The 18,010-nt window shown below is 42.6% G+C and carries 18 protein-coding genes; 7 read left to right on the plus strand and 11 right to left on the minus strand.

Going from position 1 to position 18,010, the window contains the following annotated elements:
• Window positions 1-16: 16 nt before the first annotated feature.
• Window positions 17-529, minus strand: coding sequence for a TAT leader-containing periplasmic protein (locus IEY42_RS00470; protein WP_188923426.1), 513 nt, complete (start codon window positions 527-529; stop codon window positions 17-19).
• 112 nt (window positions 530-641) lie between these two features.
• Here IEY42_RS00470 and IEY42_RS00475 point away from each other — a divergent pair, with 112 nt between their 5' ends.
• From IEY42_RS00475 to IEY42_RS00485, 3 genes are all read left to right on the plus strand, one after another.
• Window positions 642-1,655 (plus strand): hydrolase, encoded by a 1,014-nt coding sequence (locus IEY42_RS00475; RefSeq protein WP_188923427.1) that lies wholly within the window; start codon window positions 642-644, stop codon window positions 1,653-1,655.
• 2 nt (window positions 1,656-1,657) lie between these two features.
• The gene (locus IEY42_RS00480; RefSeq protein WP_188923428.1) at window positions 1,658-1,906 is read left to right on the plus strand and encodes a YheU family protein; all 249 of its coding nucleotides are present in this window, start codon (window positions 1,658-1,660) and stop codon (window positions 1,904-1,906) included.
• Between the two features lie 140 nt (window positions 1,907-2,046).
• On the plus strand, window positions 2,047-2,943 hold the full coding sequence (locus IEY42_RS00485) for a phosphoribulokinase (RefSeq protein ID WP_188923429.1): 897 nt from the start codon (window positions 2,047-2,049) through the stop codon (window positions 2,941-2,943).
• A gap of 179 nt (window positions 2,944-3,122) precedes the next feature.
• Here the strand turns inward: IEY42_RS00485 and IEY42_RS00490 are convergent, their stop codons facing one another.
• Window positions 3,123-3,902, minus strand: coding sequence for a tetratricopeptide repeat protein (locus IEY42_RS00490; protein WP_188923430.1), 780 nt, complete (start codon window positions 3,900-3,902; stop codon window positions 3,123-3,125).
• A gap of 310 nt (window positions 3,903-4,212) precedes the next feature.
• Here IEY42_RS00490 and crp point away from each other — a divergent pair, with 310 nt between their 5' ends.
• From crp to IEY42_RS00510, 4 genes are all read left to right on the plus strand, one after another.
• The gene (crp, locus tag IEY42_RS00495; RefSeq protein WP_130598440.1) at window positions 4,213-4,848 is read left to right on the plus strand and encodes a cAMP-activated global transcriptional regulator CRP; all 636 of its coding nucleotides are present in this window, start codon (window positions 4,213-4,215) and stop codon (window positions 4,846-4,848) included.
• Between the two features lie 103 nt (window positions 4,849-4,951).
• A complete protein-coding gene (locus tag IEY42_RS00500; RefSeq protein WP_188923431.1) occupies window positions 4,952-5,302 on the plus strand; it encodes a PepSY domain-containing protein in 351 nt (116 codons plus the stop codon).
• Window positions 5,283-5,957 carry a response regulator transcription factor gene (locus IEY42_RS00505; RefSeq protein ID WP_188923432.1) on the plus strand — a complete coding sequence of 225 codons (675 nt, stop codon included), beginning with the start codon at window positions 5,283-5,285 and terminating at the stop codon, window positions 5,955-5,957. Before IEY42_RS00500 ends, IEY42_RS00505 begins: the two co-directional genes overlap by 20 nt.
• On the plus strand, window positions 5,954-7,288 hold the full coding sequence (locus tag IEY42_RS00510; RefSeq protein ID WP_188923433.1) for a sensor histidine kinase: 1,335 nt from the start codon (window positions 5,954-5,956) through the stop codon (window positions 7,286-7,288). The genes IEY42_RS00505 and IEY42_RS00510 overlap by 4 nt, the downstream gene beginning before the upstream one ends.
• A 105-nt stretch (window positions 7,289-7,393) precedes the next feature.
• Here the strand turns inward: IEY42_RS00510 and IEY42_RS00515 are convergent, their stop codons facing one another.
• From IEY42_RS00515 to sspA, 9 genes are all read right to left on the minus strand, one after another.
• Window positions 7,394-8,194: a DUF1338 domain-containing protein gene (locus IEY42_RS00515; protein ID WP_188923434.1), complete on the minus strand. Its 801-nt coding sequence runs from the start codon at window positions 8,192-8,194 to the stop codon at window positions 7,394-7,396.
• Window positions 8,195-8,267: 73 nt separating this feature from the next.
• The gene (astD, locus tag IEY42_RS00520) at window positions 8,268-9,728 is read right to left on the minus strand and encodes a succinylglutamate-semialdehyde dehydrogenase (protein WP_188923435.1); all 1,461 of its coding nucleotides are present in this window, start codon (window positions 9,726-9,728) and stop codon (window positions 8,268-8,270) included.
• A gap of 9 nt (window positions 9,729-9,737) precedes the next feature.
• On the minus strand, window positions 9,738-10,757 hold the full coding sequence (gene astA, locus IEY42_RS00525) for an arginine N-succinyltransferase (protein ID WP_188923436.1): 1,020 nt from the start codon (window positions 10,755-10,757) through the stop codon (window positions 9,738-9,740).
• 116 nt (window positions 10,758-10,873) lie between these two features.
• Window positions 10,874-12,091, minus strand: coding sequence for an aspartate aminotransferase family protein (locus IEY42_RS00530; RefSeq protein WP_188923437.1), 1,218 nt, complete (start codon window positions 12,089-12,091; stop codon window positions 10,874-10,876).
• A gap of 336 nt (window positions 12,092-12,427) precedes the next feature.
• The gene (locus IEY42_RS00535) at window positions 12,428-13,570 is read right to left on the minus strand and encodes an HDOD domain-containing protein (protein ID WP_188923438.1); all 1,143 of its coding nucleotides are present in this window, start codon (window positions 13,568-13,570) and stop codon (window positions 12,428-12,430) included.
• 102 nt (window positions 13,571-13,672) lie between these two features.
• Entirely contained in the window at window positions 13,673-16,153 is a 2,481-nt protein-coding gene (locus IEY42_RS00540; RefSeq protein WP_188923439.1) for a S9 family peptidase, read from the minus strand.
• Between the two features lie 95 nt (window positions 16,154-16,248).
• Window positions 16,249-16,818 (minus strand): anthranilate synthase component II, encoded by a 570-nt coding sequence (locus tag IEY42_RS00545; RefSeq protein WP_188923440.1) that lies wholly within the window; start codon window positions 16,816-16,818, stop codon window positions 16,249-16,251.
• A 75-nt stretch (window positions 16,819-16,893) separates the two neighbouring features.
• A complete protein-coding gene (locus IEY42_RS00550; protein WP_188923441.1) occupies window positions 16,894-17,364 on the minus strand; it encodes a ClpXP protease specificity-enhancing factor in 471 nt (156 codons plus the stop codon).
• Window positions 17,364-17,993 carry a stringent starvation protein SspA gene (gene sspA / locus IEY42_RS00555; protein WP_188920300.1) on the minus strand — a complete coding sequence of 210 codons (630 nt, stop codon included), beginning with the start codon at window positions 17,991-17,993 and terminating at the stop codon, window positions 17,364-17,366. Before sspA ends, IEY42_RS00550 begins: the two co-directional genes overlap by 1 nt.
• Window positions 17,994-18,010: the final 17 nt, after the last annotated feature.

Below are 18,010 nucleotides of genomic sequence, written 5' to 3' on the forward strand. Positions count from 1 at the left end.
CTTTACACCTGAGGGATTAGTTTGCATTACTCACCAAGAAAGTGGGTTTGGCATAACGCAAGTTACCCCAATGTTCAGGACATGCATAATAACTGGCCATAATAAGCTCACGCAGTCCTGAATAGGCTGTTTTTAACATATCGAGAAAGTTGTAACGCCAAGACTCTAGCATATCGATCAATTGTTGCGGATCACGCCCCAATAGCGGCGTCATACTGCCACTGAGCAACAACAAGCCAAAACGGCCTTCAAGTAAGTCTAATAGCTCCATCAATTCATCTTGCTTGGCTTGAGGTAAATGGTCGATAGACAGCACTATGGCATCTAAAGTGCGATTAATGGCCATTTCTCGGTGGTTGGCTACTTCAGGTAAGCTGCCATCGAGAAAAATAGGAATAAATACACTAAAAAGCACACGGTGATGAATATCATCGGAAGCGGTGGTTAATGTAGGCGAATACAGATTTACGCCTAATGCCAGTGCAGCGGTTCCTGCAAAAGCACCGGTAATAAAGGTACGTCGCTTCATTTACTTCCCCTTTGAGTTATTGTTGCCGGTAATTTTTATATGTTAAAGTGGCACTAGTAACATTTAAACACACGTTTAAATATTCACAAACTATTGTAGAAAAAATCCCTTTATGAAAACGTTATTCTCTCCGCCATGGTGGGCTGCAAGCCCGCACGTACAAACGATTTTACCGTTTATTTTCAAAGTAGCCAAACCAGCAACGTTTAGGCAAAGACAAGAGTTGCCTGATGGTGATTTCATCGATTTAGATTGGTTAGGACAAGCTCAAAACGGTGAACCGATTCTAATCATTATTCATGGTCTTGAAGGTAACACAGAATCACATTACGCACGCAGAATGCTTATCGAAGCGAAAAAAGCCAAAATCGCAGCGGTAGTACATCATCACCGTGGATGTTCAGGTGAGCCTAATCGTCTAGCCCGTAGTTATCATAGTGGCGATGTTGAAGACTTAGCATATACGTTATCACAGTTAAAACAGTACTATCCTGATTCGCCACTTTATGCCGTAGGTTACAGCTTAGGTGGTAACGTACTGGCTAAATACCAAGGTAGCCGGCAACAACATAGTTTACTTGACCGTGCGGTGGTTGTGTCTGCACCGCTGACATTAGGCGCCTGCGCCAAACGCTTAGAAAGTGGGTTTTCGACGATTTACCAGCGCTTTTTAATTAAGCGTTTACAGCGCAAAATGCTCGATAAAATCAACACAACGGATCTCACAGAGCAAATGCCCATCACCAAAAAACAACTTAACATGCTCAATACCTTTTACCTGTTTGATGACAAAGTGACAGCGCCTTTACACGGCTTTGCTGGTGCCGATGATTATTATCAAAAATCGAGTGGGATTAGCTATTTACAACATATCACCAAACCGACGTTAATCATTCATGCTCAAGATGATCCTTTTATGACTGACGATGTGATCCCTAGCAAAGATCAGTTATCGCCAATGGTAGAATATGAGTTACATCGATTTGGTGGACATGTGGGTTTTGTAGAAGGGGGCTGGCCTTGGAAACCGAAATTCTATTTAGAAAATAGGATAATCAACTTCTTATTAGCCAGTAACGACAATCTATTAGCTCAACACATTACCGAAGAAGCACACAAGGAATAACCATGCTGGTGCCATACGACGCGTTATTGTCATTACCCCAGGAAACACTGCAAGCAATAATAAAAGAATATTTACTGTCGCAACTTGAAGATGGCAGCTTTAGTGACGTGGATGAGCAACAACTGGTTAATGCGACTGAACGCTGCAAGCTCGCATTAAAAAAAGGCGAGTTAGTGGTAGAATATAGCGAGGACGATGAATCGATTGCGATCCGTCAACGAGAGCACATTTCAGCGAGAGTGAATGATTAAAGTGCATGGTTAAGCATTCTTTTTATATAAATATGAATATTACGCGTATTATCAGCTGTGAAGAATTGACCCACAGGTGATGATTACCGTATAACTAGTGACTCGATTTTCTTGGTGAATCACAAACGTAGGCAAACAATATGTCAGCAAAACACCCTATTATTGCTGTAACCGGTTCATCTGGTGCTGGCACAACAACCACAACAACTGCTTTTACTCACATATTCAGGCAATTGGGTATTAACGCAGCATTTGTGGAAGGCGACAGCTTTCATCATTTCACCCGCGCAGAAATGGAAGTATTAATCCGTAAGTCGCAGGCAGAAAATCGTAATATCAGTTATTTTGGCCCTGAAGCCAACAATTTCAAAAAACTCGAAGAATGTTTTATTAGTTACGGCGAAACCGGCAATGGTCAAACCCGCAGTTATTTACATACCTTTGATGAAGCAGTACCTTTTAACCAAATGCCAGGCACCTTCACTCAATGGCGTGATCTTCCTGAAAACACCGATATGCTTTATTACGAAGGGTTACATGGTGGAGTGGTTACCGATGATGCCGACGTTGCAAAACACGTCGACTTATTGATTGGCATGGTGCCGATTGTTAACTTGGAATGGATTCAAAAGATCATTAGAGACACCACTGAGCGTGGTCACAGCCGTGAAAAAGTCATGGGCTCGATTGTGCGCAGTATGGATGATTACATTAATCATATGACGCCACAGTTTTCACGCACTCACATCAATTTCCAACGAGTACCAACAGTTGATACCTCTAATCCATTTAGCGCTAAAGATATTCCAAGCTTAGATGAAAGCTTTGTGGTGATTCGTTTTCGTGGCATTAACAACGTCGACTTCCCTTATTATCTTAATATGATCCAAGGCTCGTTTATGTCGCGAGTCAACACATTAGTCGTGCCAGGTGGCAAAATGTCACTGGCAATGGAATTGATCCTCACGCCACTAATTAAAGACTTACTAGAGAAACGGATAGAATTGCAAAACATCAATGATATCAAGCCCGATTAAGCTTGATTTAAGTCAGTAGCACTAAAATTGTTTTATCGTGATTTCAAGCGAAATAACGGCAGTTGATGTGCTTAGGCGCTAATTCCCCCTTTTTCTGTTAGCGTGTTAAGCACATCAGCGAATTGACATTCCCCCGCGTTATACTCTTCTGCAGTGCGTTAATGCACTGCCATCAATCACTACATCAACGGAATAATTTCTCGATAAGCTTGATTATTTTGATATTGTTTTAAGCGTAAAATAAATTCATCACTACGGGCAATTTCAGGGTTATTTTTAAGCGCATCAATGGCTTTTTTCTGAGTGTCTATGGCGGCATTAAAGTCGCCTATTTCAGCATACCCTGCCGCTAAATTATCCAATACCGTTGGGTCATTTTGATTTTTTTCTAGCAGTTTTAGCGACATCAATATCGCACGCGAACCGTCACGGTACTCAGCTTCAGGACAGGTTGCCAAAATCCACGCCACATTCCCTAGCGATATCGCATCACCGGCGGCATTAAATTGTCCCATCGCCTTACCACAATTGCGTATCACACCATCACCGCCGGCCGAATAAATAAACCCTAGGCGAAAATGCGCCCATTTATCACCTTGTTCAGCCATCGATAAATACCACTTCTCGGCTAATGCTAAGTCACGCGGAAATAATTTACCTTCAAACGCTAGATCGGCCACCGTTTGCTGAGCTTTGACATGATTTTGTCCTGCTGCTTGGATAACCCAAGATAATCCAGCCTCGCCATCCTGGCTCACAAACCGGCCAGAAAAATACATTAATCCCAATAAAAATTGCGCATCAGCATCACCCTGCTTAGCTTTAATTTGAATATGCACCAGTTTACTGGCAGCCAGAGACTCCGCCGTAGGCGGAACATAAAATGCTTGAGTCGGTAAACTCAATGCGCTAAACGCCAGTAGACATGCAGCAGTCCCTATTCGGCTCAGTTTTTTCACGCACACCTCTACAACAATGGGTAATATTAATAACAGTATCTAACTCGCCTAATCAATTCAATAGACTATGCTTGAAGCAAATAATTCAATAGACTTGAACAATCAGCCAAATAGAATAAGATAAGGCAAATAAAATAAAAAGCTGACTTTGATCACAAACAAAAGAAATTTAATCAATTATTTAACAAGTTAATATACACTACTGACATTTCTAAATACGATCTCTATCAAGGTTTTTACGACACGAATAGCGTAAAATGCTTAATTAGATATTACTTACTTTCATTTTTAATCAATCGAGGAACATCGTATGGCTCTGATTGGTAAGCCAAAACCTGACCCAACATTAGAATGGTTTCTTTCACATTGTCACATTCATAAGTACCCAGCAAAGAGCACATTGATCCATGCTGGTGAAGACTCTGACACTTTATATTACATCGTAAAAGGTTCTGTTGCTGTATTGATCAAAGATGAAGAAGGTAAAGAAATGATCCTTTCGTATCTTAACCAAGGTGACTTCATCGGCGAACTTGGCCTATTTGAAGAACAAGCAGAACGTACTGCTTGGGTTCGCGCTAAACAAGCGTGTGAAATTGCCGAGATTTCGTATAAGAAATTTAAGCAATTGATTCAAGTTAACCCAGAAATCTTAATGAAGCTTTCTGCGCAAATGGCGTACCGCTTACAAAGCACAAGTCAAAAAGTGGGTGATTTAGCCTTCTTAGACGTTGCTGGTCGCATTGCACAAACATTATTGCATCTAGCAAAACAGCCTGATGCAATGACTCACCCAGACGGCATGCAGATTAAGATCACTCGTCAAGAAATCGGTCAAATCGTGGGTTGCTCACGTGAAACTGTTGGCCGTATTTTAAAAATGCTTGAAGAGCAAAACTTAATCCAAGCACACGGTAAAACCATCGTGGTTTACGGTACTCGCTAAACATGAGTTAAGTTTTAATCATATCTGCTTCAGCTTGATTTAAGCCAAGATATTTAAAGTGGTGTTCATACTCTGAACGCCACTTTTTTATTTGGGAGCGAACATGAATATCTTGTTCATCGCCACTATCAACAGCTTAATGGCCATTACCGCTAATCAACAACATATTCCTGTTAACGAATTTCCTCTCGATCACGATAAAGTCCAAAAGTTAGTGACATCTGGTAATATACGTCCATTAGATGACTATTTAATTTGGGTTGCGCAATATTGTGATGGCCAATTGGTGGATGCACAACTGTTTCAACACCAAGATAAATGGCGTTATGATTTACAATTTAAACTTGCCCAAGGACATGTCATTAACCTGCAACTGGATGCAGTTAATGGTATGCAAAACCCATTACCTCAACTACCGAGCGAATGTACCAAACATGAAACTGTTACTCGTTGAAGATAACCCACTACTCGTTGCCGAGCTTGAAAAACAACTCAAGCAGGCAGGTTATATTACTGACGTTACCGATAAAGCGGTTGAAGCCGATTATCTAATGAAAGAAACCGAATATGACTGTGTTATTTTAGACATTGGCTTACCTGACGGTAACGGTTTATCGTTGGTCACCCAATGGCGCGAACGTGGTGTTAACACGCCAGTGATTATGCTCACAGCTCGTAGCCAATGGCATGAAAAAGTAGAAGGCTTTAACGCCGGTGCAGATGATTACTTAGGCAAACCGTTTCATGCACAGGAACTGTTGGCTCGTATACAGGCATTAATTCATCGCGCTCATGGCCGTGCAAATTCATCTTCTAAACAACTCTGTTATGGCGGGGTTAATTTAGATGAAAATGAACAAAAGGTGACGGTTGGTGAGCAAGAATATGAGTTAACATCAATGGAGTTTAGATTATTAAAGATTTTTTTAATGTCACCTAAAAAACTGTTGTCAAAGTCTCAGCTTACCGACAAACTTTATCAATTTGACGATGAAAAAGAGAGTAATGTCGTGGAAGTCTACGTCACTCATTTACGTAAAAAACTGGGTAAAACCACCATCGAGACTCGTCGCGGACAAGGGTATATTTTTCACGGTTTAGTGGAATGATGTCGATTCGCTTTAAGCTCAGTCTATGGCTGAGTGGCCTGATTATCATTGCAACCTTGATAGGCTTATTCCTGTTCGAATCAATGTTGCGTGATGCCTTTCATGACTCCATTATTAATCGTCTAGAAGAAGATTTAGAACACATCATTATTGCCACACGCCTGCAAGACGGCGAATTAGTGATCGACCAAACTCAATTATCCAGTTTTTACCGCCCCGCCTATTCTGGTCGTTACTTTCAGCTAAACCTGCCTAACCACACCATTCGCTCGCGTTCATTATGGGATGCAGAGCTACACATTGTTAATTTAGAGGCTCAGCAAAAGCGCGTCTGGCAAGCAAAGGGGCCTAAAAATAACGATATGCAATTATTATCAATTGGTATCGGAGCTCCAGATAGTGATAACACAGCAACGCTTACCGTAGCGCAAGATCTGAGTATTGGCCGCAGGGTATTTAGTGAGATATTTGGCACTAAATTGGCAATCAATATCGGCATGTTATTGGCGATGATTGCGGGGATTTTCATTATCTTGCGTCAATCGTTTAAACCAGTAAATCAAATCCAAGGAGCCCTTGCCAAACTGCGCGAAGGTGAGATTGCCTCACTTGAAATAGCTCAAATTCCAGCAGAAATTCGCCCATTAGCTGAAACCTACAATCAATTATTAGAGTACACCGCCAAACAAATAGAGCGCAGTCGTAATAACTTAGGCAATTTGAGCCATGGCTTAAAAACACCACTGGCGGTAATGCAGCAACAAGTTGAAGCCTTAGGCTTATCTCACCCAGAAGCGGCCATGGCTATGCAGCAGCAATTAGACTTAGTGCACAAGATGATTGAACGTAAGCTGGCAGCGGCACGCATTACTGGCGATATGTTGCCAGCAGCGCAATTAGCCGTGCCCAAAGATTTTGACAGTTTAGTTAATACCCTGCATAAGGTGCATCGTCAGCGTGATATTAGCTGTGTGATTGTTAATCCAGATAACATTAGCAGGGTCCCCATTCACCGCGAAGATGGTATGGAGCTATTTGGAAACTTGCTCGACAATGCTTTTAAATGGACCAATACGCAGGTAATAGTGCGCATTAATCAAATGCAAAATGGCGATATATCGCTACAAATTGAAGACGACGGCAATGGCGTGGAGCAAGATAAAATCGCATCGCTAACAGCAAGAGGCACTCGCTTAGATGAAGCGACGATGGGCCATGGCCTAGGGTTGTCTATCGTTAAAGAAATTTGCGAACAATATGGTTTTACCTTGCAATTTAACCGAAGTGAGACGTTAAACGGACTGAATGTCACCATCGTCATGGGCCAATAATCTTGGACCAATCGTCATGAAGTAATCGATATAAACCCATGTTATTAATCCATAAAAAAGACCTGCTTGAGCAATCAAACAGGTCTTTTTTTGACGCAAATTACATTACATCATTGTATTGGTACTTTCAAAAATCTTATCGGCTGATGCCGCAACAAAGCCAGTATACAGCTTGCCGTTGTCCATTGGGTAACGACGGGCAAACTCATAGAAACAACTTGGAATTTCAGCATCGCCATCGGTAAAGTTAACCACCACTTTATCGGCCATGGTAGAAGATTGCTCTAACAACACCTCTGGCGTACCTTTAATTTCGCCACCTGATCCATTAAGTACAAAACCTGCATCTTTTAGTGCTTGGTTAACATCTTCAATGCGCTCAAATTGCGGTAAATCGTTAATCGATACGGTAAAATGGTTAGCACGATAACCTAAAGCCGCAACCCAAGCTGCATATTCACTCTCAGCTAACAGCGCTTTGTAAGTCGCTTTATCTAAGTTCCAGTGACGTCCCGAATAAATAAAGTTATCTGCGGTTGTGGCAGCGACATCAACTTGTTCAATTAAACCATGAATAGTTTTTTGCAGTTCAGGGCTAAACTCCTCTACCAACAACTCAGAGATAAAGACCTTAGGCTGAGTTGGGTCTGGATGCTCAAAATGCTTAGCCACCAGCTTTTTTTGCTCAAACTTGTAGTCGCCACTGTCAACATAGCCAATTGAAGTAAAATGCTCAGCCAACACGCTGAGATTAACTTTGGCAATATTAAACGTACGCAAGGCAATATGATCATTAATGATCGCTGCGCCGTGGCCAAGCAGCTGATGAATTTTGGCCGCTGAAGGTGTCATCTTGATATAGTCTTGCCATAACGCGGCAAACAAAGCATTAACGTCAGTATGCATGGTTAAATCCTTATAAAAGGCTGGTGATATCATGTCAATATCACCAGCACCAATCATGCGATGACTTATCAACTTAAATTGATAAACCAGGGCTTAAAGTGGCAGGTAAGCTTACAGAGTCAGCTTCCATTGAAGCCACAGGGTAAGCACAGTAGTCAGCAGCATAGAATGCACTGGCACGGTGGTTACCCGATGCACCCACACCGCCAAATGGTGCAGCACCTGAAGCGCCGGTGATTTGCTTATTCCAGTTAACAATACCCGCACGAATACGTGCTAAGAAATAATCATAATCTTCACGGCTGTCAGCGAGTAAACCTGCAGATAAACCATAACGCGTTGCATTGGCTAAATGAATGGCTTGGTCAAAATCGCTGTAGCGTACAAGTTGCAGTAATGGACCAAAGTATTCTTCATCTGGCAATTCTGTAATTGGCGTCACGTCAATCAAGCCAGGGGTCACAATCCCCTTTCCTGCTTCAACTTGCGTCAACTCAATGAGCGATACACCACCAAGCGATTGCAATGTAGCTTGGGCTGCAACCATGCCTCGTGCGGCCGTTTCAGAGATCATCGATCCCATGAATGGCTGCGGCTGAGCATTCCAAGCGCCCACTTTGATTTGCTTAATCGCTGTTACAAGCTCAGCAATTAGCGCATCTCCCTGTGCACCTTCTTCTATGTATAAACGACGGGCACAGGTACAACGCTGGCCAGACGAAATATAAGCAGATTGAATGATGTCATGTACTGCAGCTTTGGTGTCGGTAACACCTTTAACGATAAGCGGGTTATTGCCGCCCATTTCTAAGGCTAAAATTTTGCCAGGGTGACCGGCATATTGCTGATGTAAAATGTGTCCAGTGCGCGAGCTACCGGTAAAGAATAAGCCATCAATTTGCGGATGCGAAGCCAGCGCTTTACCGGTTTCAACTTCACCTTGAACAAGGTTAACAACACCTTGAGGCAAGCCAGCTTTATCCCAGCATTTCAGCATTAACTCAGCGACTTTGGGGGTCAACTCTGACGGCTTAAACACCACGGTATTACCCGCAAGTAATGCTGGCACAATGTGGCCATTAGGCAAATGCCCAGGGAAGTTATAAGGGCCAAATACGGCCACGACACCATGCGGTTTGTGACGTAATACTGCACGCCCTGCAGGTAAGTCGTTTGTTTCTGTTCCTGTACGCTTGTCATGTGCTTTAGCAGACAAACCAATTTTACCCATCATTGCGCCCACTTCTGTGGCCGTTTCCCATTGTGGCTTACCGGTTTCTTGGGCGATTGTTTCAGCGATTTCGTCTTTATTTGCTTCTAGTTGTGCACGGTACGCTTCGACAATGGCCAAGCGAGCTTCATAGCCCAACATAAACCAATCAAACTGGGCTGCACGAGCAGCATCAACCGCAGAATTAACCTGGCTTGGTGTGGCGGTTTTACCTTGCCAAATCACTTCACCGTTTGCTGGGTTGCTTGAGTTAACATCATGACCTTCGCCAGCTAACCACTGACCTTGAATATATTGTGTCATTTTTTACTCCTACATTGCTAAAACACGAATTTGTTCGCCATCGCTAACCAGTAAACCGGCTGCAATTTCAGGGCTAAGAACAACATCGTCGTGTTCATCAGAGACCAATAGTTTGGCAGCTGATGCACGATAATCAGCCAACGACGTGTTGGAAAAAATAAAATGATGATCTGCGTGTGGCATTTTGCCAATCGACACCGTGAGTAAGCGGCTTTTTTTAACCGAGCGGATTTCGCTCAAAGCGCACTCAACGGTTGGACCACCATCAAAAATATCGACGTAATTACGGAACTTAAAGCCTTCGGCTTGTAATAATCGCAGTGCTGGCTTGGTATTCTTATGAACTTCGCCAATCACTTTTTGTGCCTTTTTAGGCAACATGCAAACATACACCGGATTGCGTGGCATCATTTCGGCCATAAACGCTTTCTTGCCTAAGCCAGACAAATAATCGGCTTCGACAAAATCAATGCCTAAAAAGTGATGTTGTAGCCATTCATAAAAGGGGGAATCACCATGGTCATCACTGACACCACGCATTTCTGCAATGACGGTGTCGCCAAAACGTTGTGGATGCTGAGCCAATAACAGAAAACGCGAACGCGACAACATGCGACCATTATTACCTTTGCGATATGCATCTTTTAAAAACAGGGTGCATACTTCTGCAGCGCCAGTATAGTCATGGCACAACGTCAGGGTCTCAACTTCATTACGCACAGAAATTTGCGAAGAATGGTAAACCTCAGTGCCTAAGCGGTAATGATAAAAAGCATCTTGCATACCGACGGCAGCTTCAACACCACACGTACCAACAACTTCATTGGTTTTGGTGTCTTCAAGCACCATTAAGTAGCCTTCGTCAAAAGGCTTATCAATTTGCTTAGTAAAAGATGCTTCTGCCCTAGCGATCTTTGAACGCAGTAACTCTTCGTTTACTGGTAAAGATGTAAAACCGTGGCCTGATTCAACTGCGATACTATAAAGTGCATCGTAATCACTTGCACGGATAGGACGTATGACTAACATCTTAATCTCCTCATTGCGCCACTAACAAACAGCACTGACAAATAAAGCCAGCGCGGTTTGTATGGTGGCGAACCCAAACTAAAAAAGTACAAGCTAGGCTTGCACTCAGTTAGTTATTAACCTGCTACTACTTTTGCTACTGCACGCTCAAAACGTGCTAAGCCTTCTGCAATATCAGTTTCAGGGATCACCAATGATGGCGCAAAACGCACAACGTTAGCACCTGCGATCAAACACATTAAACCTTCGGCAACTGAGGCAACTAAAAATTCGCGGCTACGGCCTTCAAATTTATCGTTAAGCACTGCACCTAGTAACATACCTTTACCGCGTACTTCACTGAATATGTCGTACTTGGCATTGATTGCCGCTAAACCATCGCGAAATAGCTGTTCACGGTGTTTAACGCCATCTAATACTTCTTTGGTGTTAACAACATTCATCACAGCATTACCAATAGCGCAAGCCAATGGGTTGCCACCATAAGTAGAGCCATGTGTGCCAACCTTTAAGTGAGCAGCAATTTTAGCCGTGGTTAACATTGCCGCGATAGGGAAACCGCCACCTAATGCTTTAGCACTGGTTAAAATATCAGGCACGATGTCAGTACCCATGTAAGCAAATAGCTCACCTGTACGACCTACACCGGTTTGTACTTCATCAAAAATAACCAAAGCATCATGCTTATCCGCTAAACGGCGCACAGCTTTTAGGAATTCTGGGTCGCCATTAATAATCCCGCCTTCACCTTGAAGCGGTTCAAGCATGATGGCACAGGTTTTATCTGAAATAACGGCTTCTAGAGCGGCAATATCATTAAATGGTACATGGGTGATGCTTTGCGGCTTAGGGCCGAAACCATCTGAGTATGCAGCTTGTCCGCCAACGGTTACAGTAAAGAAGGTGCGGCCGTGGAATGCTTTGTCAAAAGCAATAATTTGGTCTTTGTCAGCGCCATGGTTATCTAAGGCATAACGGCGGGCTAATTTTAATGCCGCTTCATTAGCTTCTGCGCCTGAGTTGGCAAAATAGACACGCTCAGCAAAGGTTGAGTTAACTAATTTAGTGGCTAATTCAAGCGCAGGCTCGTTGGTCATTACGTTTGATAAGTGCCATAACTTTTCGCCCTGCTCTTTTAATGCAGACACTAAAGCGGGGTGGCAATGACCTAAACAATTAACTGCAATACCACCAGCAAAATCGATGAATTCATTGCCTTGTTGATCCCATACTCGACTGCCTTCTCCGCGAACAGGAATAACGGCTGCAGGCGCATAATTAGGCACCATGACTTCATCGAATTGGGCACGGGTTAGATTCATTTCTAGACTCATTGCATTTCATCCTTCAGGTTATAAGCAGCTTGAAAGCCGCTGTTTCCGCTGTTTGCTTTATATTCTGTAAGTGCATCGGCGGAAGCTTGTGTTATTTATGGGACATTATTAGCGAAATTGTGATCAAAATACCAGTTCTGTACAGCTAACTTCTGCAAGGCACTATACAATTCTGCATAAAGATTGAAAATAATGACTAAACAAAGCGTTTATAGGGGGGCTAGCTAGCATAAATAGTCATAAAAAAAGTTATTTGAGTAGTTTTTGTGTAGCTATTCACCAAAAGTGAATAACTACACAATTTTAACATTTGGTATTTTCATGATAAAAATTGATTTACAACAAATCGAGTTTACGGAAGTTCTGTGCTTTCAAACGCAACAACTCTTGGGCAGAAAACTCGTAATAATCAAACATAATACGTTTTTCTTGTGGGTCGATAAGTTGTTGCTCTTCTAATAACAGCACTTTGGCATAACAACTGGCTTTGGCCACAATAGCGGCTTCAGGCGAAAGCTCTGTAAAGTGATAATCTTGATCAAGCTCTTTAAGCACAAGCGTAATTTTAGAGTCTTCGAACTTGAGTAAATTAAGCAGTTGCCAATTTAATGTATGACCGTGCAACATCACCTGATTGAAAATAGCTTCAGCAGGAAACTCCGTTGCCATAATGGCATCATAGACTTGTTTGTCTCGACTTTGACTGGCCTCACGTAACCATGTCCCCCAGGTTTTATCAAATATTCGTCCGCTTTGGGTCAGCATAATTGAGGTCGCAAACTGATACATTAACGAGCAAGTATACGTTAGGCTGGGTTCTTTATTATGCAGCTGAGCCAAGGCTTGCGCTGCGATGGCACTCAATATGCTGTAACGCCACAACTTACGTGTTATCCACAGTAAATGAGTATTCCCAGAAGGTAACCAATTACGTAGGCAAAAATATGGGATTAATGTCCGTAGATTTTCTAAACCAATATAATTTAATACCAATTTAATATCGGTCACTTTCACATCGCCGTTTTTCGGCCTTCTGTGGCGCGATGACGGACTATTGATTAAATTGATTAAATCACGGCATAACCAGCTATTATCTTCAATAATAGGCCGTAAACGGTTTAAGTTGAGATCTGGGCTTAGCAATAAATCTAACAACAATATCTGACTTTCAGTAATCCCAGATGAGTCGATAATCGACTGAGGTAACGCCAGTTGGTGTTCAATCGTATTTTTAACGGTCTGAGTTAAATGAGTTGATACCTCTAGATAAATTTGGCGCTCTTTAACTTGTTTTTCGATACGCAGCTTTAACGCTTTACGTTCAATATCAAGTTTATTGGCACTTTCTTCGATCTCAGTATTTAACTCATCGAGCATTGAGCTCACAGGTTGCTTGCCCACAATAATTTGATTGTAGAGGCGACGTTCAATTTCGATGACTTTTCCGGGCCTAACGCCACCCGCTACAGATATTGCCACTCAACACTTTCCTTGATTACTATTTTGAGTCAATCATAAAAATTAAGGCTCTCCAAAGAAAGCCTTAATAGGTATTTATTTAATAAATTGGAGCTAGAGTCGTTATTTTAACTCTTGCTCAAATAGTTTATAAATACGACGGTATTCATCTAACCAACTAGATGGTTGCACAAAACCGTGTGGTTCAACCGGATAAATAGCGGTTTCAAACATCGGTTTTTCAAGCTCAATTAACCGTTGCACCATGCGTACGCTATCTTGAAAAAACACGTTATCATCTAGCACACCACTCATAATCAACAACGGCTTTTGCAATCCTTGAGCATGTTCTATCGGCGAGCTACGCTCATAAGCAATAGGATCGATATCTGGCGTGTTTAAAATATTAGCAGTATAAGGTGCATTATAATGAGCCCAGTCGGTTACAGGACGTAACGCAGCCCCTGCTTGGAATAATTCTGGCTCATTAAATAATGCCATAAAGGTTAAGAAGCCACCATACGAGCCGCCGTAAGTACCGACTCGTTGAGCATCGACGTTGGCGTTAGTTGCCAGCCAAGCCACACCATCTTTTAAGTCTTCCACTTCAGGGTGGCCCATGTTGCGGTACACCGCAGTGCGCCAGTCACGGCCGTAACCTTTAGAGCCGCGGTAATCCATATCCATCACCACATAACCTTGCTGCGTTAATAAGTTATGGAACATATATTCACGGAAGTAACCAGAAAAACCATAATGGGCATTTTGCAAATAACCGGCACCATGGTTAAACACCACTGCAGGGTATTTATCTGCTTGCTCGGCATCATAACCTTGCGGTAAGTACACTCTAGCATAGACCTCACCCGCACCATGGTTTGAAGGCACTGCAACAACTTGCGGCATTTGCCAAGGGTATTGCTTAAATTCACTACTGGTGTAATCCGTCAGCTGCTTAATTTCTCCACCAATGGCTTGGATATAAAGTTCATCAGGGTGAGTTGCTGTAGATGCGGTTAACAGTAGCGCCTGGCCATCAGGGCTTAAACTGTAATCTAACGTACCAAACCATTGTGTGAGCTGCTCATCTTTACCTGAGGCAATCTCAACTCGGTATACGTTATAGCTACCAGGGTGATCCTTGTTAGCACGGTAATAGAGGTATTTGCCATCGGGTGACAAGGTCACATTATCCACCACAAATTTTCCACTGGTCAACGCACTAACTTTGCCTGCTGCGGTTTTAATATATAAGTGTGAGAATCCTGACTCTTCAGACAAATAGTAAACCGAGTCAGTGCCCGTTACCCAACCAAATTGGTTGTAGTTATAGTTAACCCATGCATCATCGTGAAGACGGTGCTCGGTTACAAGTTTGCCTTTTTGTAAATCCACTCGAGCGATCCAACGGTCTTTGTTATCAACCGCCTCAAGCATGACTATTAATTGGTTATCAGTATCTCGCCATTGCATGGCGCTTTGGTTCCATTCCCAATCTTGCATGAGTTGAATTAAGCGTGGGGCTTTTTCACTTTTGTAACTATCGCCTTGAGCTTTGGCATTTTCAGCCTTAACGCTGGCTAAGACATCTTCATCAAAACCTGTTAGGCCTTCGATTGTGATGTCTTTTTTAGTGTGCTCCGCTAAATCAAGCAGCACGAGACGCTGCCCAGGAAAGGCATCTTCCGCCACACGCGCACGCGCAGGCACTGCATCTATATAACCATCTTTACCGAGGTAATTTGGCATGATGTCGTGCTCTGCTCGCCAGGTATAATTTTTATCGGTCAGCGCCAGCATCACATAACGACCATCGGGTGACAGACTCATTTCAGAAATGGTTTCACTGTCGCCTAAATACCAAGGCTGAGCTGAAAATGTTGGGTCTGCTTTAGCCAAAGATTCACGGTATTGTTCACGTGATTTGTCATTGTTATGTTGTAAGGTAACGTAGTCGGTCAGTCTATGCTGCTGCTTGGCAATATAACTGCTTGGGTCTTGCGTTTTTTGCGGTTCATTAACCATTTGGATGGCAGCAATTTGCTCAACCATACCAGTGGTTTGATGTAGGCGGAAAATGTTATTGCCTTGCCAGTAAGCCAAGTCACCATTATTCAAAAAACGGACGCCATTAATGGCATCATTTTGACGAGTAAGCTGGCTAACATCACCACTTTGTAAATCCTTTATAAAAACATTACCTTGATAAATATAGGCTTTTTTATTTTTAGTTGAATTAACAACACCATTTCGTTGGTCAGCTAAATGCAATTGAGACAGCTCAAGCTGCTCTGCCATTGTGGCTGTAATATTTTGCTGGTAATAATCACGTATCGGCGCTTGGTGAGCCTGGCGACTAAAATACACTGATTGGCTGTCATCGCTCCAATAAGCGCCACGCGCAAATATTCCCATCCAATCTGGATTAGCCATAATTTGATTGAGAGTTAACGCTTGTTCTGCTTTTGGTGGAGACGCGAGTGGTACGGTAATCTTAGTGGTTGAAACCGTTGTGGTTGGTGCCGAATCGACAGTAGCCACACAGCCACTTATCATGGCTAAAGAAACTGCACTAATGGCAAAATGTCGTAAAATGCTGGTCATGATCATCCCTTTTATTATTTTAAGCGCTATTTATAACATAGATTGGCCGGTGATGAAGGTCTGAAGTTGTAACATAAAATACCATTTTAAAGGTATTAAGCGCGCAAAAAGTTAGCCAGTAACTCATGCCCTTGCTGGGTTAAAATCGATTCAGGATGAAACTGCACGCTGTATACATTGAGCGCTCGATGACTCATGGCCATAATCTCTCTGCCGTGCATTGGGTCGTCAAACCAAGCATCAAGTTGAAACCCTGGTGGCACATTGTCTATCAGTAAAGAATGATAACGAGTGACCTGAAGAGGCAGTGCAAGTGCAGAAAAAAGCCCTTGTTGATTATGTTCAATTAAACTGGTTTTGCCATGCATAACACGCTTAGCACGAATAACATTTGCACCAAATACTTGTGCGATAGCTTGATGACCTAAACACACACCTAAGATAGGTATTATACCCGCAAAATGCTCAATAGCGGTCAGCGAGACTCCTGCTTCGTTAGGAGTACAGGGACCCGGTGAAATAACCAAATGACTTGGCGCTAATGCTTCAATTTGTGCAACCGTGATTTCGTCATTACGTTTAACCACAATCTCTTGTCCGAGAGTTTGAAAATACTGAACAAGATTAAACGTAAATGAATCATAATTATCAATCATCAATAACATTATCGATCTCACAAGCCTTTTTTAGATTAAAAAAAACCAGCCTTGCGACTGGTTTTATGTCCTAACGGCTGTTAATTACTTAACCACTGTTAGGTGACTTCTGCGTTTAGCTTTGTCGTCTGAACTGGTCGACTTAGTCATCTCTGGCGCTGTTGAAGGTTCTTCAACTGACTTCATAGATGAAGGCACTGATGAAAGCTCATCGTGTTCATCTTCGATCATGTAAGCATCTTCCATATCAAACACCGTACCCGCACCGTTTTCACGGGCATAGATAGCGACGATTGAAGCCATAGGTAAAAAGACGTTTTGCGGTACTCCGCCAAAACGTGCATTAAACTCTACGACATCGTTTGTCATGTGAAGATTGGCCACGGCTCCAGTTGCAATGTTTAATACGATTTGGCCGTCTTTAACAAATTGCTGTGGAACCTGGGTACCTTTAACAAAAGCGTCCACGACAACATGCGGCGTTAAATGGTTATCCATCAACCATTCATAATAAGCGCGCAATAAATACGGACGATTAGGTGTTATTGGTTTCATTACATGCCCATGCGCATTTCGCGCTCAGCCTCAGTTAATGATGCTTTAAATGATTCGCGCTCAAAAATACGAGTCATATAAGCATTGATTTCTTTCGCTGTACGTGGATCTAAGTTAATGCCTAATACAGGTAAACGCCATAATAATGGGCCTAAGTAGCAGTCAGATAGACCGAACTCTTCGCTCATAAAATATGGCATCTCAGCAAATACAGGCGCTAAAGCAACTAAGCTTTCGGTTAACTCTTTACGCGCTGCATCAGCTTTGTCACCGTTACGGATGCGATCAACAAGCACATACCAGTCGGTGTCGATTCTGTGCATCATCAAACGGCTTTGACCGCGAGATACCGGGTATACTGGCATTAATGGAGGATGCGGAAAACGCTCGTCCAAATACTCCATAATAATACGTGATTCGTACAACACTAATTCACGATCAACTAAAGTCGGTACTGAGTTGTACGGATTGACTTCAAGCAAATCTTCAGGCATTTCACTTGGGTCAACTTGTAAAACATCAACAGTAACCCCTTTTTCAGCCAATACGATACGTACTTGGTGACTATATAAATCATCGGCACCAGAAAAAAGTGTCATGATAGAGCGCTTGTTGGCAGCAACAGCCATTGATACCCTCCAGAATC

Origin of the sequence: Shewanella algicola (genome assembly GCF_014648035.1) — a bacterium.
GTDB lineage: Bacteria > Pseudomonadota > Gammaproteobacteria > Enterobacterales > Shewanellaceae > Shewanella > Shewanella algicola.

Coding starts and splice junctions, on each gene's coding strand:
- IEY42_RS00470 (WP_188923426.1), bottom strand. CDS start 529: ATGAAGCGACGTACCTTTATTACCGGTGCTTTTGCAGGAACCGCTGCA.
- IEY42_RS00475 (WP_188923427.1), top strand. CDS start 642: ATGAAAACGTTATTCTCTCCGCCATGGTGGGCTGCAAGCCCGCACGTA.
- IEY42_RS00480 (WP_188923428.1), top strand. CDS start 1,658: ATGCTGGTGCCATACGACGCGTTATTGTCATTACCCCAGGAAACACTG.
- IEY42_RS00485 (WP_188923429.1), top strand. CDS start 2,047: ATGTCAGCAAAACACCCTATTATTGCTGTAACCGGTTCATCTGGTGCT.
- crp (WP_130598440.1), top strand. CDS start 4,213: ATGGCTCTGATTGGTAAGCCAAAACCTGACCCAACATTAGAATGGTTT.
- IEY42_RS00500 (WP_188923431.1), top strand. CDS start 4,952: ATGAATATCTTGTTCATCGCCACTATCAACAGCTTAATGGCCATTACC.
- IEY42_RS00505 (WP_188923432.1), top strand. CDS start 5,283: ATGAAACTGTTACTCGTTGAAGATAACCCACTACTCGTTGCCGAGCTT.
- IEY42_RS00510 (WP_188923433.1), top strand. CDS start 5,954: ATGATGTCGATTCGCTTTAAGCTCAGTCTATGGCTGAGTGGCCTGATT.
- IEY42_RS00515 (WP_188923434.1), bottom strand. CDS start 8,194: ATGCATACTGACGTTAATGCTTTGTTTGCCGCGTTATGGCAAGACTAT.
- astD (WP_188923435.1), bottom strand. CDS start 9,728: ATGACACAATATATTCAAGGTCAGTGGTTAGCTGGCGAAGGTCATGAT.
- astA (WP_188923436.1), bottom strand. CDS start 10,757: ATGTTAGTCATACGTCCTATCCGTGCAAGTGATTACGATGCACTTTAT.
- IEY42_RS00530 (WP_188923437.1), bottom strand. CDS start 12,091: ATGAGTCTAGAAATGAATCTAACCCGTGCCCAATTCGATGAAGTCATG.
- IEY42_RS00540 (WP_188923439.1), bottom strand. CDS start 16,153: ATGACCAGCATTTTACGACATTTTGCCATTAGTGCAGTTTCTTTAGCC.
- IEY42_RS00545 (WP_188923440.1), bottom strand. CDS start 16,818: ATGTTATTGATGATTGATAATTATGATTCATTTACGTTTAATCTTGTT.
- IEY42_RS00550 (WP_188923441.1), bottom strand. CDS start 17,364: ATGAAACCAATAACACCTAATCGTCCGTATTTATTGCGCGCTTATTAT.
- sspA (WP_188920300.1), bottom strand. CDS start 17,993: ATGGCTGTTGCTGCCAACAAGCGCTCTATCATGACACTTTTTTCTGGT.